Source organism: Staphylococcus sp. HMSC068G11 (assembly GCF_001815825.1).
GTDB classification, from domain to species: Bacteria; Bacillota; Bacilli; order Staphylococcales; family Staphylococcaceae; genus Staphylococcus; species Staphylococcus epidermidis.
The window spans coordinates 1-16,280 of record NZ_KV822098.1; the positions used below are offsets into that span (position 1 = coordinate 1).

The following is a 16,280-nucleotide window of genomic DNA, read 5'->3' on the forward strand; positions in this document are numbered from 1 at the left end:
TAATTATAAGTACTTGACTAATCGTAGGAAAGAGTCTGAGACTTTGATAAATGTCCCGGACTCTTGTATAAATGTTAAAACAATTATTAATTATTTTGTAATACGCCAATTTCTTGTAAGTATTCCTCATAAGGTACTTCTTTAGAAAGGGCACCAGCTTGATTCAAGTCAATCACTCGATTTGCGATTGTATTAATAAATTCAAAATCATAAGAAGTGAAGATGATAGAACCTTTAAATGATTTTAATCCATCATTTACAGCAGTGATACTTTCCAAATCTAAATGGTTTGTTGGCTCGTCAAGTAAAAGTACATTAGCACTTGATAGCATCATTTTACTTAACATGCAACGTACTTTTTCTCCACCTGAAAGCACGCTTGCTTTTTTCTTAACTTCCTCACCACTAAATAACATGCGTCCTAAGAAACCACGTAAAAATGTTTCAGTTTGTTCGTCTTCTGGTGCGTATTGACGTAACCATTCAACTAGATTCATATCGACATCATCAAAGAATTCAGAGTTATCTTTAGGGAAGTAACTTAAAGATGTCGTTACGCCCCATTTAAATGTACCTTCATCTGGTTCCATTTCTCCAGCTAAAATTTTTAACAATGTTGTTTTAACAATTTCGCTATCACCAACTAAAATAGCTTTATCATTAGGATTCATAGTGAATGAAACATTGTCTAGTACCTTTTCGCCGTCAATTGTTTTAGAAAGATTTTCTACTGTAAGTAAATCATTTCCAATTTCACGTTCAGGGGTAAATTTCACGTAAGGGTATCTACGAGATGATGGCTGGATATCGTCTAATTCAATTTTTTCTAATTGTTTCTTACGACTTGTTGCCTGTTTAGATTTAGAAGCATTTGCTGAGAAGCGTGCGATGAAATCTTGTAACTCTTTCATTTTTTCTTCTTTTTTCTTATTTTGTTCTTGTGCCATTTTTTGTGCTAATTGACTTGATTGATACCAGAAATCATAGTTACCAACATAAAGTTTAATTTTGCCAAAGTCTAAATCAGCTATATGAGTACAAACATTATTTAAGAAGTGACGGTCATGCGAAACGACAATGACAGTATTTTCAAAATTAATTAAAAAGTCTTCTAACCAACTTATTGCTGGTATATCTAAACCATTGGTAGGCTCATCTAGTAAAAGAACGTCAGGATCACCAAATAAACTTTGAGCTAACAATACCTTAACTTTTTGATTATTTTCAAGTTCAGACATATTTTTATCATGTAAGTCAGGTTCTATGCCTAATCCTGATAATAAATTAGCGGCATCAGCTTCAGCATTCCAACCGTTCATTTCTGCAAATTCTCCTTCAAGTTCTGCAGCACGAATACCGTCTTCATCGTTGAAATCAGGTTTCATATAAATTTCATCTTTCTCTTTCATCACTTGATACAAACGTTCGTGTCCTTTAATCACAACATCTAAAACACGTTCATCTTCATAAGCAAAATGATCTTGTTTTAACACAGCCAAACGCTCGTCTTTACCTAGAGATACATGACCAGTCTGTGAATCAATTTCGCCTGATAAAATCTTTAAGAATGTAGATTTTCCAGCACCATTTGCACCAATTAATCCATAACAATTACCCTCTGTAAATTTTATATTTACATCTTCAAATAGTTTACGATCACCAAAACGTAAACTTACATCAGTTACTTGTAACATTCATCTGCTCCTTTTTGGTTATTCTAACGGAGAAATTATATCATATAATAATTAGAGTTTCGACCTGACAATTAAGCTAATGATAGAATAAGTAACTCATGTTATAATTAATAAGAATTTTATAGATACGAATATAGTTTATTAAGTTAAATCTAACTATTTAAATAGAAAAAAGTAAATGAAATTGAATAATAGATTAAGGAGAATAGAATGGCATTAGATAAAGATATAGTAGGTTCAATAGAATTTTTAGAAGTTGTAGGATTACAAGGGTCAACATATTTACTTAAAGGGCCAAATGACGAAAGTGTCAAACTCAATCAGTCAGAAGTTGCTGATGAAGATGATTTTGAAATAGGTGAGGAATATAGTTTTTTCGTTTATCCAAACCGATCAGGCGATTTATTTGCGACTCAAAACATGCCTGATATTACAAAAGATAAATATGATTTTGCTAAAGTTATAAAAACCGATAGAGACGGTGCACATATCGACGTAGGACTTCCTCGTGAAGTCTTAGTTCCATGGGAAGATTTACCGAAACTTAAAGAACTTTGGCCTCAAGCAGGTGACTACTTGCTAGTTACTTTAAGAATAGACAGTACGAATCAAATGTTTGGACGATTAGCTAGTGAAACGATTGTTGAGTCGATGTTCACGCCAGTAAATGACGATAGTAAACAAAACGAATATATTTCTGCACGTGCTTATAGATTACTCAGAGTAGGTAGCTTCTTATTAAGTAATGAGGGTTATAAAATTTTTGTTCACGAATCAGAACGCAAACATGAGCCAAGGTTAGGTGAAGAAGTAGAGGTCCGAATTATAGGTCATAATGAAAAAGGTGAATTAAATGGGTCATTTTTACCATTAGCTCATGAACGTCTTGATGATGATGGACAGGTCATATTTGATTTACTTGTTGAGTATGATGGTGAATTACCTTTTTGGGATAAATCTAGTCCTGATGCAATCAAAGAAGTCTTTAATATGAGTAAAGGCTCGTTTAAACGTGCAATTGGACATTTGTATAAGAAAAAGATAATCAATATAGAAACAGGAAAAATCACTCTTACTAAAAAAGGGTGGAGCCGTGTCGATGATTAAAGAGGATGAAATCCATTAATACACTTAATTAATGTAGAGATAGAAAGTAATTCTTATTGAATTCGTTATCTCATCATGAAAATAAGCTCTAAATTACAGTATTTATAGCATTCTATATTTTGGAAAACTTGACTGACAATAAAAAATTTAATAATAGCGTACTTTTAATTAATTTAATCATAATATTACCTATACGTTATACACACTTGAGATATCAACTGATAACTCAAGTGTTTTTTTACGTTTAACACTTATTTTAAAATCCTAAATGATATATATTTTAAAGTGCTTCATTTAAAGAACTAAATCATTTCGTTAACGTAATTAATTAAAGAAATAATATGACCTTAAAGGACCAGATTAGATACAATTTATTAAAATTCTCTCTCCACTATAATAATCCCCAATGTCTCATCTATTCATTCAATCAAGTATTTTTATTCTTTTTAAAACTATGTTAGCAAATTAAATTTTAATACACGTTACATTAATTCAAATCTCATTCTTAACAAAAAATTTACAATAACTCTATTTTGATTTAATAAAAGATATGTAACATGAGAACTGTAAGAAATACATATACCATTATAGGTTATTTACATTAGGAGGATGTTTCAATGAAAAAGTGGCAATTAGTCGGTACTACTGTATTAGGTGCTTCGGTTTTACTTGGCGCTTGTGGCGGAAATGATGGAGGTTCAGGAGACGGCAAAGATCTTAAAGGTTCTGCTAAAGGTGAAGGATCGTCTACAGTAGCTCCTATCGTTGAAAAATTAAACGAAAAATGGGCTAAAGATCATAAAGACGCTAAAATTTCTTCAGGTCAAGCTGGTACAGGTGCTGGTTTCCAAAAATTCATTGCTGGCGAAACTGATTTCTCAGACGCTTCAAGACCTATTAAAGACGAAGAAAAGAAAAAATTAGAAGATAAAGGGATTAAATATCACGAATTCAAAATTGCACAAGATGGTGTAACAATTGCAGTTAATAAAGATAACGACTTTGTTAAAGAATTAACTAAATCACAATTAAAAGATATTTACTCTGGAAAAGCTAAAACATGGAAAGACGTTAACTCTAGTTGGCCAGATAAAAAAATCAATGCTGTTTCACCTAACTCAAGTCATGGTACTTACGACTTCTTTGAAGAAGAAGTTATGGATAAACAAGATATCAAAGCTGAGAAGAATGCTGATACTAACGCGATTGTATCTTCAGTAACTAAAAACAAAGAAGGTATCGGTTACTTCGGTTATAATTTCTACGAACAAAATAAAGATAAATTAAAAGAAGTTAAAATCAAAGATGACAATGGCAAAGTTACAGAACCAACTAAGAAAACAATTCAAAACGGTTCATACGCACTAAGCAGACCATTATTTATCTATGCTAAAGACAAATCATTAAAAGACAATAAAGTAATGTCAGAATTCATGAAATTTGTACTTGAAGATGAAGGTCAAGCAGCTGAAGACGCTGGTTATGTAGCTTCACCTAAGAAAACTTATAAATCTCAATTAGATGACTTAAAAGATTTTTTAGATAAACATCAAAAGTCTGATAAGAAAGACGACAAAAAATCAGAAGATAAATAATGAATACTAAGGTAATAAACACCTAGGGTTGGGAATTTTTGAAAGGGTATCAGGCAAAGTGGTCAATGTGCCACTTTGTCGAACCCTTTTCAGCTTTGCAGATAATGAGTAAATATTCTAATAAATATGAATAAACTCATTTTCTCATAAAAGCAATTCCCACTCTTTTTTTAAATTATTTTGGGAGATAAGAGAGAGGGTTTTACATGGCTTCACAAACAAAGGTGAGAGAAATGATAGCTAAGAATAATGCTAAAAAGGGCGGACTAAGTGATAAAATTGTCCCAATTATTTTAGCTATTATTTCAGCTATATCTATATTAACTACAATTGCTATTTTATTTACACTTTTAACTGAGACGATTACGTTCTTCACACGAGTACCATTATCTAAATTCTTTTTATCTGGTACCTGGAACCCAACTGGTTCATCGCCAGAATTTGGAATTTGGGCACTCATCATTGGCACATTGAAAATTACTGTTATTGCTACAATCGTGGCAGTTCCAATTGGTTTAGGTGCAGCTATTTACCTTAATGAATATGCATCTGATCGTTCACGTAGAATCATTAAACCAATATTAGAAATTTTGGCTGGGATTCCTACAATTGTATTTGGTTTCTTTGCTTTAACATTTGTTACACCTATATTAAGGAATCTAATTCCTAACTTAGGAGAGTTTAATTCAATCAGTCCTGGTATTGTTGTGGGTATAATGATCGTCCCTATGATTACAAGTATGAGTGAAGATGCGATGTCATCTGTACCTGATAAAATTCGTGAAGGTGCATTTGGATTAGGCGCAACTAAATTTGAAGTCGCTACAAAAGTTGTATTACCGGCGGCGACATCAGGCGTTGTTGCTTCAATTGTATTAGGTATATCAAGAGCAATAGGGGAAACAATGATCGTTTCTTTAGCTGCTGGTAGTTCACCAACATCATCTCTAAGTTTAACAAGTTCAATTCAAACGATGACAGGATATATTGTTGAAATTGCTACAGGTGATGCAGCATTTGGTTCTGATATTTACTATAGTATTTACGCTGTAGGATTTACACTTTTCATTTTCACTTTAATTATGAATTTATTATCACAATGGATCTCTAAACGATTCAGAGAGGAGTATTAATATGTCTACAAATTCAAATACTGACAATAAAACATTGATTGATAAAGATGCCGTAGAAAAAAATATTTCTTCTCGTGATAAGAAAAACTCGGTAAACAAATGGTTATTTTTATTATGTACATTAATAGGGCTCATTGTTTTAGTAGCACTATTAATTCAAACCTTCGTTAAAGGGGCGGGACATCTAACTCTCGAATTTTTCACTAATTTTTCATCTTCAACACCAGCAGATGCTGGTATTAAAGGGGCATTAGTAGGTTCCATTTGGTTAATCTTAAGTATTATTCCAATTAGCATCATTTTAGGAATAGGTACAGCCATTTATTTAGAAGAATACGCAAGAGACAATATTTTCACACAAATCGTAAAAGTGAGTATATCTAATTTAGCTGGTGTTCCTTCAATTGTGTTCGGTTTACTAGGTTATACATTGTTTGTGGGCGCGGCAGGTTTAGGTAATAGCGTGTTAGCAGCTGCTCTTACAATGTCACTACTAATCTTGCCTGTTATTATCGTTGCTAGTCAAGAAGCTATCAGAGCAGTTCCTAGTTCAGTCAGAGAAGCATCATATGGTCTTGGTGCTAATAAATGGCAAACAATTAGAAGAGTTGTTTTACCGGCAGCATTACCTGGTATTTTAACAGGTTTCATTTTATCTTTATCACGCGCATTAGGAGAAACAGCACCACTTGTAATGATAGGTATACCAACGATACTTTTAGCAACACCAAGCGGATTACTCGACCAATTCTCTGCGTTACCAACTCAAATTTATACATGGGCAAAAATGCCTCAAGCAGAATTCCAAAACGTTGCATCAGCAGGCATTATCGTTCTACTCGTTATCTTATTATTGATGAACGCTATAGCGATACTTCTACGTAATAAATTTAGTAAAAAATTCTAATCGAACTTATAAGGGAAATGCATTTTTATAAATAAACGTTATTGACCTATATCATCTAGGTCTCAAGATATAAAGGAGTTTTTAATTATGGTTAATTCACAAGTAGCAGACAAAGAGAAATTAGACGCACAAACAAATAATCAAGACTCAGTTGCCACAATAGTTACTACTGAAAACAATAAGAAATATACAATTCCAGACAGTGAAAAGAAGATTGTTTATTCAACTCAAAATCTAGATTTATGGTATGGAGAAAATCATGCTTTACAAAACATTAATTTAGATATATTGGAAAATAATGTGACTGCAATAATCGGACCATCTGGATGTGGTAAATCTACATACATCAAAGCTTTAAATAGAATGGTCGAATTAGTTCCATCTGTGAAAACTGCAGGCAAAATTTTGTATCGTGACCAAAATATATTTGATGCAAAGTATTCTAAAGAGAAGCTACGTACTAACGTTGGAATGGTTTTTCAACAACCTAACCCATTCCCTAAATCAATTTATGATAATATTACTTATGGTCCTAAGACTCACGGTATTAAAAACAAAAAAATTCTAGATGAAATCGTAGAAAAATCATTACGTGGCGCTGCAATATGGGATGAATTAAAAGATAGATTGCATACAAATGCTTATGGATTATCAGGTGGACAACAACAACGTGTTTGTATAGCTAGATGTTTAGCAATTGAACCAGATGTCATTTTAATGGATGAACCTACGTCAGCATTAGATCCTATTTCTACATTAAGAGTTGAAGAACTTGTACAAGAATTAAAAGAAAATTACTCAATTATTATGGTTACACACAACATGCAACAAGCTGCGCGTGTTTCAGATAAAACTGCTTTCTTCTTAAATGGATATGTCAATGAATATGATGATACTGATAAAATCTTTTCAAATCCTGCAGACAAACAAACTGAAGATTATATATCTGGTCGTTTTGGATAAGATGCAATGGCAATTATTAGACAAAAATATGAAGGTCAGCTAGATGGATTAATTAAAGATTTACGGCGTCTTGGTCTTCGTGTATATTTTAATATTAACAATGCACTAGTGTCTTTAGGGGAAGAAAAGAAATCATTCGCAAGACAAACCATTGAGAAAGACAAGGAAATTAACCATTTAGATCATGAAATTAACGAGAAGGTAATCATGCTAATTACTAGACAACAACCTATTGCCACAGATTTACGTATGATGATGGCAGCACTCAAAATCTCTACAGATTTTGAACGAATGGGAGATAATGCAGCTAGTATTGCTCATATACGTTTAAGAGTTAAAATAAATGATAACTATGTGTTTACACGTTTAAAAACCATGGGTAAATTAGCGATGCTCATGTTAGAAGATTTGAATAACGCTATTAGAAACAAAGATTTACCACTGATAAAAGAAGTCATTGAAAGAGATGAAGATATTGATGATTTATACGTTAACATCGTCAATACCAGTTACTTAATCGATAATGACCCATTCGTAGCTGGTCAAGCACACTTAGCGGCTAGACACTTAGAACGAATAGGTGATCATATAAGCAATATTGCTGAAAGTGTTTATTATTATTTAACAGGTCAACATTTTGAAACTTTTGATTAAATTATCAAATCCTATTGTATTTCTATAATGAGCAACCCCACCTGAATTCTATGCCACAGTTTCAGGTGGGGTTTGATATTTTGCTTTAACCTTTATGAATTTTCTTCTATTTGATATGTTAATACTTCTAATTCATCTACTAAATTTGAAATATAGTTAATTGTCTCTTTTAAAGGGGCGTCAGTCGTAATATCGACGCCAGCTATTTGCGCCAATTCAATTGGAGATTGACTACCACCAGCTTGTAGTGTTTTTAACCAACGATCAACAGCCGGTTGACCTTCATTCTTGATACATTGTGATACAACTGTACCTATTGTCAATCCAGCAGAGTAAGTATATGAGTACAATCCCATATAGTAATGTGGTTGTCTCATCCATGTTAATTCAACCCCATCAGTCATTTCAACAGTGTCACCGAAAAATGCTTTATATGTGTTCAACATTATTTCATTTAGAAGTGGGGCAGTTAATGATTCTCCATTGTCGACGCGGCGGTACACTTCACGTTGATACGCTGCTTCTAAAAGGTGAGTAACCATATTGTGATAATAAGTTCGAGATAAAATCGAACCAATAACCCAACGTTTAAATCGAGGATCATTACTACTATTAAATAAATAATTTGCCATCAACATTTCATTCATTGTGGAAGGTGCTTCTACAAAGTACATAGACGCTTCAGATTCCAGCAAATTTTGATGTTTCTGCGCTAATGTAAAATGACCTGCATGTCCTAATTCATGTGCAAGAACGAATGTTTCAGCCATTTTCCCAGTCCATGAAATAAACACATATGAATGTGTAACGTATGGACTTGCACAATATGCTCCAGTATCTTTTCCTTTATTCTGAGCAAAATCAATCCAGCGGTAATCATAGGCAGACTTTAACATTTTCACATAATCATCACCAAGTACATTGAGCGCTCCATAAATGTATTTTTTCGATTCTTCAATTGATATTTCTGGTTCAAAGTTAGGGTCTATTGAAATTTTTAAATCCTCAAATCGCATTTTATCTAGGTTATGTACACGTTGAATAATCTCTGCATACTTTTGCATAACTGGGGCTAAATCACTCATAATGACATCAATTTGTCTATCGAACATATCTTTTGTTACTTCTTGATCTTGTAGAAGATAATCAATAACAGAATCATATCCTCGTAAATCCGCTTCAATCTTTTCTTGTTGGACTTGCATATTATATGTTGCAGCCGTCGTATGTTGATATTGTCTTAATGCATCGCTAAAAGCTCTAAAACTTTTACGTCTAAATTCAGGAGATGGATGATCTTCGTATTCATTTTCAAAAGTTGCATAATCCAATGGATAGGTAACACCCTCATAATCAAACGATTCAAAATTAATATCCAAACTTTTTGTAGTACCGTATAATTCAAACGGACTTCTCAATGTTGGTGTTAATGTAGCTAATACTTTTTCAACATCAGCAGATAATTGATATGGCTTACGATCTTGAAGTTGTTTAATAAAATGTGGGTATTGGGTTTGAGACCTTAATTCACTTATTATCTCATCAGATAACTCCAAAATTTCGGAATCTACAAAAGATAATAAACTAGCAATTTTTCCAGAAGTCGTATTAAGTTTTGCGTTAACTTTTTGTGCTTCTTCATTAGACGTATCAACGCTTAATCTAAGTTCTGGATAATTATATAAACGATCTATTTCTATAAGTATCCTTTCATATTCATCTAATGCCTTTTCTATTGTTTCTATGTTATTAAGTTTTTTATAATATGTATGATTAAAATCTAAAGACATTTGTACTACTTGTTCCAATGTTTGATAGAATGCTTGATCACTTGTAAATAAATCTTTCAAATCCCAAGTTTCTCTTACCGGAATCTCTTCTCTCAAAGGTAAACCTTCACTCATTTTTGACACTCCTTTATAAATCATTTAATGACATTATACTAAAATTCAATAACAATCTCACAAAGGACGCCTAAACAGATGTTATGTAACATTTAGTAATGTTATAATTATTATAATCATGTTATAAGTATTAACATAATCTTGTTAAATAAATAATGTTAAAAAATGATTACTTCTTAAGTCTGAATGATATTATATTAATAAGTTGTATAATAGTAAGTAAACTTTACTTATAGGAGCACGTGCAATGACAATATTTGATATGCCAAACTATTTGTGGATTACCATTCTTGGTATGATTTTATTAACTGTATTTTACACACTTGTATTAAATAAATGGTTTCAATCTGCAATCATTACTTTTGTAGTTTTAGCAGTACTTGCCTTTTTTATACCAAATTTTCAAAGCATTTCGTATCAACCACTGCTTGGATATGCAGGATTCTTAGGCATAATGAGCTTAATTATAAGCTTTCTTATTTGGTATTTCTCTAGAAATTGGAGAAAAAATCGTAGAAAAATAAAATTGGAAAAAGAGATTCGCAAATATGATGATGAAGAGTCACTTCGTCGTCATCATAAATAACAACTTTTCAACTTTGCTATCATCTTATCTTAAGCAAAGTTGTTTTTTTATTTCTTTTTTTATCTCTTTTATTATTAATTAAAAAAAGTCATACTATAATAGATGTTGACGAAAACAATTTAATGAAATTTATTATTTAATATTTTTCCCATTCGTTGAAAGTGAAAGGATGCTAACATATGTTTAAAATGATAATTTATAAACTTTCACAAATGATTGTCGTACTATTTATATTAACTACAATCACATTTATATTAATGAAACTCTCTCCAGGTAATCCTGTAGACAAAATATTACATCTTGATATTTCACATGTATCTCATGAGCAAATAGAAACAACAAAGAATAAGCTTGGCTTAAATGATTCTATTTTTATTCAATGGTTGCACTGGTTAAATCAATTGTTTCATTTTGATTTAGGAACAAGTTATCAAACAAATGAGCCTGTAATCAGAGAAATAGCAAATTATCTTGGTCCTACACTTATAATTACTTTTGGTACGCTTATAATGTCGTTAGTTATTTCTATACCATTAGGGATTATAGCAGCGATTTACTATCATAAAATTTGGGATAGGATAATTCGTGTTATGACATCATTATCCGTAAGCCTACCATCATTTTTTATTGGTCTTATTTTATTATATATATTTAGCTTAAAATTGAATGTTTTGCCAACGTCAGATGAGGGGCGTTTCGCTTCGTATATTTTACCAATAATTACCATGAGTATTGGAATGTGTGCTTATTATATTCGATTTATTCGTTCTACTTTATTAGATCAATATCAAACACCTATAGTTGAATCGTCTCGTCTCAGAGGTATGCCCGAAAGATATATACTTTTTCAAGATATCCTTAAACCTACGATACTGCCAATCATACCTCTATTAGGTTTATCCATTGGGAGTTTGATAGGTGGCACAGTAGTTATTGAAAATTTATTTGATATTCCTGGGTTAGGCTATTTTTTAGTTGATAGTATAAAGTCGAGAGATTATCCAGTCATTCAAGGTTGTGTATTATTTATTGGTTTCTTTGTTGTGATTATAAACACAATTGCAGATTTACTTTCATTACTCATCGATCCTAAACAACGTTATACTATTACTCAAAAAGAAACATTAAAGTTTAAATGGTTAAATTCATATAAAAAAGAAGGTCGTAACGATGAAGTTTAAGTCGCCAAAGAAAAACACTATATTTATCATTTTTACGGTCTATATTATATGTCTTATTGTATTGCAATTTATAGTCAATGATAAAGCTGCGTATCAGGTACATTTGTCAAACTCATTTGAACCTATAAGTATGAATCATTTACTTGGCACAGATGATTACGGACGTGATTTATTCAGTCGTTTAGTCGTGGGCTCTCGCGCAACATTGTTTGTTACACTACTTACTTTACTGTTCACTGTTGTGGTTGGAGTACCTTTAGGGTTACTTGCAGGCTATAAAAAAGGTTGGGTTGATACGATTATCATGCGAATTATTGATATAGGATTAAGCATACCAGAATTCGTTATTATGATTGCCTTAGCAAGTTTTTTTCATCCTAGTCTTTGGAATTTGGTAATAGCTATTACAATCATAAAATGGATGAATTATACTCGCGTGACAAGAGGGATTGTCAATACCGAAATGAATCAATCGTATATACAGATGGCACAATTTTTTAATGTCTCAACTTTGAATATCTTATTTAAACACTTATTACCAAAAGTTTTACCATCTATATTTGTTATTATGATAGTTGATTTTGGAAAAATCATTTTATACATTAGTTCATTATCATTTTTAGGTTTAGGTGCACAACCACCATCTCCAGAGTGGGGAGCAATGTTACAAGCAGGGCGTGAATTTATTACTTCACATCCTATCATGATTATCGCTCCAGCATCTTTGATATCAGGTACAATATTGATATTTAATTTAACTGGTGATGCAGTAAGAGATCGTTTATTAGAACAAAGAGGTGTACAAGTTGAAACTTTTAACAATAAAAAATCTAAACATCAGTGATAAAGAAGGGCAAGCAATTATTAAAAATGTCGACTTAAATATATATCATCAATCTCTAAATGTCATTATAGGTGAAAGTGGTGCTGGAAAAAGTTTGACTGTTAAAGCAATATTAAATCATTTACCTACTCAGTTACATATGAGTTTCGATGAATTTAAAATGCAAGGTCAAAATACTTCTGGTATCAAGCAACTTTTAGGTAAACATATCGGCTATATCTCTCAAAATTATGCTCAAAGTTTTAATGAATATACTCGGTTAGATAAACAACTTATAGCTATCTATCGTTATCATTTTAATGTTTCTAAGGATAATGCATTGAAAAAGATAAAAAAAGCTTTAACTTGGGTTAACTTAAATGATGAATCAATCATTAATAAATATAGTTTCCAACTTTCAGGGGGACAATTAGAGCGAGTTAATATTGCTAGCGTTTTAATGTTAGATCCAGAATTAATTATTGCAGATGAACCTGTTGCATCTTTAGATGTAGTGAACGGTCATCAAATAATGCAACTCCTTCAACATATTGTTAAAGATCATCATAATACTGTATTACTCATCACTCATAACATGAATCATGTCCTCAAATATGCTGATTATTTTAATGTAATGAAAAATGGCATGATGATTGAATCTGGAGAAATAGGCAAATTATTTAATCACCAACATCTTCATCGGTATACAGAACAATTATTAAGCTATAGAAGCAAGCTGCAAAAGGAGGATAATATCTAATTATGATTCAATTTGATCATGTAGATTATTCATATCATCGAAAACAGCCTGTTTTAAAAGATATTAATATAAGTATTCAACGTGGAGAAAAAACAGGGATTTTAGGAGAAAGCGGTGCTGGAAAAAGTACCATTGGTTCTTTAATATTAGGTCAATTAAAGCCAACAAAAGGTAAAATAATTATCAATTCTTCTAAGGTTCTTCCTATTTTTCAGCATGCGACAGAAAGTTTTGATCGTCAATTCACGATTGAACAGTCATTGAGAGAGCCACTTTTATTTTATCGACAATTAAAACCACAAAATATCAAAAATATCATTCTTAACTATTTAATTGAATTTAATTTGTCTACAGATCTAATAACAAAGTTTCCTCAAGAGGTAAGTGGTGGGCAACTACAAAGATTAAATATTATTCGTTCTCTCTTAGCACAACCAGATATATTAGTTTGTGATGAAATAACTTCGAACTTAGACGTCATGGCCGAACAAAATGTAATCAATATTTTACTTAATGAAAAAAACATTGAAAATAAAACATTAATTGTCATCTCGCATGATTTATCTGTTTTACAAAGGTTAACGAATAGGATAATAGTTATCAAAGACGGTCAAATAGTAGATGAATTTAAAAGTAAAGATTTATTTAACCATCAAAGACATGCATATACAAAACTATTAATTCAAACATATGAATAATGAATATAGTCATTTAAATGATTAAGATATTTTTATTCACATAATAAACCCCAAAAGTTGGAATCAAAATCTAACTTTTGGGGTTTATTAGTTAATTATCGGAGTAAATTTTACCGCTATATAATTATTTTACTTTTGGAATGCATCTTTAATTCTCTTGAGTTGTTCAATCGTTAATTGATTGCCACCTTCACCAAAATACCATGCATTGGATTCAAATTGATAAACTTGATGATTTTTTATAGCTTTTACATTTTCAATAACTTTATTTTGTAAGATGCTTGGTTTCTTATTATCAGTGCCATTCTTCGTTCGATCTATTACAAATATTTTATCAGGGTTAACTTTGTTAAGATATTCATAATTAATATTATTTCCAGCTGAATTATCTTTCATGTTTTTATCAACATGTTTAATGCCCAAATCTTTGTTTAAAAATCCTCCAAAGCGTCCATTTGAACTAAATGCTTTTATCCCTTTATCATCAACAACTAGGAATAATACTGAGTCATGATTAATACTTTTCTTAGTTTCAGATACTTGTTGTTCTAATTTTTTATTTAAATCATTGGCTTCATTCTCTTTATTGAATATTTTACCAATCGTTGATGTATGAGATTTAATTGAACTTAAATAATGATCATGGTCTGGACTTACGAATAGAATTTTAGCATTAGGTGCCGCTTTTTTCATTTCGTCAATTGTCTTTGTATGGGCTTGTCTAAAAGATGCTAGAATAAGCTCAGGTTTAGATTTAGCTAATTGATCAAAATTTGGTCGACCTGGATTACCTAAATTAGAATATTTATCATCTTTAAATTCAGCTAAAGAGGAAGGTAAGAATGCATTTCCTTGACCTTTTGCAATTGAAACAATCTTATTTTGTAATCCTAATTGTTTCATTACATCTAGTGCACCATAATCAAGAACCGCTACACGATGGGGATTATAAGGCACCTTAACAGTGTCAGTTTTCGTTTCACCACGATGATGTGTATTATTCTTGTCCTTAAATTCATATGTATTTTTAATAGTCACTGTTTTTTTTGAATCATAACTATTACCTGATTTATCATTTCCGCATGCTGTTAATGCTATTGCATAAAGAATAATAGATATTAATGTTAATAATTTTTTCATAGTAATCCTCCTATCAATGATTATAATCGATATTGATAATCATTTTCAATAAGAAGATTGTTAATTATAAATATTTATCTAAAACTTCACATATTGCATGTATTGTATCATCAATAACTGTAATATTTTTATTTTTAAAAAATGATGTGTGTTCTATAAATTGATTAGTCACAAAATAACCTTGGCTCGCATGTTCAAGCATATGAACATCATTGTGATCATTACCAAAAGCGATATAATCACTATTAGTTCCTAAAACATATTGAATAGTAGTATACTTATCAACGCCACGTGCCGTTACATCAATATAGGACTCACTGTAATGACGAATTAATTCAATACCGTGAGACTGATTTACTAATTGATGAGCAATCATGTCAAAAACTTTGTTATCTATATTTAATAGAATTGCTTTTATAGGATTTCGAATATCATCCATATCTAGAGATTGTGCTTTACCATCAGGATCAATACGTTGATACAGTTCATTATTAGTATCCAAATTTGAAGCATAATTAAATTTACCATCAATGATGTATGATAATTGATATTTCTTTATAAGCTTTTTAATTAGACTAATATCATGCTCATTGATTACCGAAACAATTTCGATTTGTCCATTTTTAGATATAATTGAGCCATTACCACCAATCAAGGTATCATCCGCAAATTCAGGAATGACTGGAAGCAAGTCTCTAATGGGACGTGCTGAAGCAAACATTACATTGTGATTAGCTTGACGTAGCTTGAAAAGTCTTTGCTTAATAGATGGATCAATAGAACATCCATCAAAACAAATCGTACCATCAATATCAAAAATAAAATTCATTATTAGTCACTCCAAAAATTAGAATGATTTAATTATAGCATATGAGTATTAACTCAAATTTAAATATTTTGATTTAAATTGTATAAACTTGAAACATGGCATTCCAACTTGTTAGTCTCTATAGATTAACAAGTATAGATTTCTATAATAATCTCAGCTAAAAAAGCAAATAAGAGGAAACTTTATTAGATAATAAATATAGATGTCATTTAGATATACCAGTAAATTGAGTGAGGGGCTTTTATGGTGGTACACACAACTTCCTATAATATATATTATGTAAACTAAAATAAAAAAATTAAGATT

Annotated in this window: 15 protein-coding genes; 11 read left to right on the forward strand and 4 right to left on the reverse strand. The window is 31.1% G+C overall.

Annotated elements, in window-relative coordinates; all coding sequences use genetic code 11:
* Positions 1-86 precede the first annotated feature (86 nt).
* Entirely contained in the window at positions 87-1,694 is a 1,608-nt protein-coding gene (locus HMPREF3058_RS08255) for an ABC-F family ATP-binding cassette domain-containing protein (protein ID WP_002491343.1), read from the reverse strand.
* A gap of 210 nt (positions 1,695-1,904) precedes the next feature.
* Here HMPREF3058_RS08255 and cvfB point away from each other — a divergent pair, with 210 nt between their 5' ends.
* From cvfB to phoU, 6 genes are all read left to right on the forward strand, one after another.
* Positions 1,905-2,801, forward strand: coding sequence for an RNA-binding virulence regulatory protein CvfB (cvfB, locus tag HMPREF3058_RS08260; RefSeq protein ID WP_002489980.1), 897 nt, complete (start codon positions 1,905-1,907; stop codon positions 2,799-2,801).
* 617 nt (positions 2,802-3,418) lie between these two features.
* Positions 3,419-4,396, forward strand: a complete 978-nt coding sequence (locus tag HMPREF3058_RS08265; protein ID WP_002446401.1) for a PstS family phosphate ABC transporter substrate-binding protein — start codon at positions 3,419-3,421, stop codon at positions 4,394-4,396.
* Between the two features lie 206 nt (positions 4,397-4,602).
* Positions 4,603-5,529, forward strand: coding sequence for a phosphate ABC transporter permease subunit PstC (gene pstC, locus HMPREF3058_RS08270; RefSeq protein WP_001830936.1), 927 nt, complete (start codon positions 4,603-4,605; stop codon positions 5,527-5,529).
* Between the two features lies 1 nt (position 5,530).
* Positions 5,531-6,436 carry a phosphate ABC transporter permease PstA gene (gene pstA, locus HMPREF3058_RS08275; RefSeq protein ID WP_002491318.1) on the forward strand — a complete coding sequence of 302 codons (906 nt, stop codon included), beginning with the start codon at positions 5,531-5,533 and terminating at the stop codon, positions 6,434-6,436.
* An 87-nt stretch (positions 6,437-6,523) separates the two neighbouring features.
* Positions 6,524-7,399 (forward strand): phosphate ABC transporter ATP-binding protein PstB, encoded by an 876-nt coding sequence (gene pstB, locus HMPREF3058_RS08280; protein ID WP_002446399.1) that lies wholly within the window; start codon positions 6,524-6,526, stop codon positions 7,397-7,399.
* A 6-nt stretch (positions 7,400-7,405) separates the two neighbouring features.
* The gene (gene phoU, locus HMPREF3058_RS08285) at positions 7,406-8,053 is read left to right on the forward strand and encodes a phosphate signaling complex protein PhoU (protein ID WP_002446398.1); all 648 of its coding nucleotides are present in this window, start codon (positions 7,406-7,408) and stop codon (positions 8,051-8,053) included.
* Between the two features lie 92 nt (positions 8,054-8,145).
* On the opposite strand, the gene pepF is transcribed toward phoU, so the two are convergent.
* Entirely contained in the window at positions 8,146-9,957 is a 1,812-nt protein-coding gene (gene pepF / locus HMPREF3058_RS08290; RefSeq protein WP_002491319.1) for an oligoendopeptidase F, read from the reverse strand.
* A gap of 247 nt (positions 9,958-10,204) precedes the next feature.
* Here pepF and HMPREF3058_RS08295 point away from each other — a divergent pair, with 247 nt between their 5' ends.
* The 5 genes from HMPREF3058_RS08295 (at position 10,205) to HMPREF3058_RS08315 (ending at position 14,005) form a co-directional block, all read left to right on the forward strand.
* Positions 10,205-10,543, forward strand: coding sequence for a hypothetical protein (locus HMPREF3058_RS08295; RefSeq protein WP_002446396.1), 339 nt, complete (start codon positions 10,205-10,207; stop codon positions 10,541-10,543).
* Between the two features lie 179 nt (positions 10,544-10,722).
* Positions 10,723-11,724, forward strand: a complete 1,002-nt coding sequence (gene nikB, locus HMPREF3058_RS08300; protein WP_002502090.1) for a nickel ABC transporter permease — start codon at positions 10,723-10,725, stop codon at positions 11,722-11,724.
* The gene (nikC, locus tag HMPREF3058_RS08305) at positions 11,714-12,568 is read left to right on the forward strand and encodes a nickel transporter permease (RefSeq protein ID WP_002487215.1); all 855 of its coding nucleotides are present in this window, start codon (positions 11,714-11,716) and stop codon (positions 12,566-12,568) included. Before nikB ends, nikC begins: the two co-directional genes overlap by 11 nt.
* Positions 12,531-13,307 (forward strand): ATP-binding cassette domain-containing protein, encoded by a 777-nt coding sequence (locus HMPREF3058_RS08310; RefSeq protein WP_002491353.1) that lies wholly within the window; start codon positions 12,531-12,533, stop codon positions 13,305-13,307. Before nikC ends, HMPREF3058_RS08310 begins: the two co-directional genes overlap by 38 nt.
* A gap of 2 nt (positions 13,308-13,309) precedes the next feature.
* Complete coding sequence (locus HMPREF3058_RS08315; protein ID WP_002491351.1) at positions 13,310-14,005, forward strand: ABC transporter ATP-binding protein; 696 nt, start codon at positions 13,310-13,312, stop codon at positions 14,003-14,005.
* A 129-nt stretch (positions 14,006-14,134) separates the two neighbouring features.
* On the opposite strand, the gene HMPREF3058_RS08320 is transcribed toward HMPREF3058_RS08315, so the two are convergent.
* Both HMPREF3058_RS08320 and HMPREF3058_RS08325 read right to left on the reverse strand, forming a co-directional pair.
* Positions 14,135-15,145 (reverse strand): siderophore ABC transporter substrate-binding protein, encoded by a 1,011-nt coding sequence (locus tag HMPREF3058_RS08320; protein ID WP_002491348.1) that lies wholly within the window; start codon positions 15,143-15,145, stop codon positions 14,135-14,137.
* A gap of 64 nt (positions 15,146-15,209) precedes the next feature.
* Positions 15,210-15,974, reverse strand: a complete 765-nt coding sequence (locus HMPREF3058_RS08325) for an HAD-IIB family hydrolase (RefSeq protein WP_002491340.1) — start codon at positions 15,972-15,974, stop codon at positions 15,210-15,212.
* Positions 15,975-16,280 lie beyond the last annotated feature (306 nt).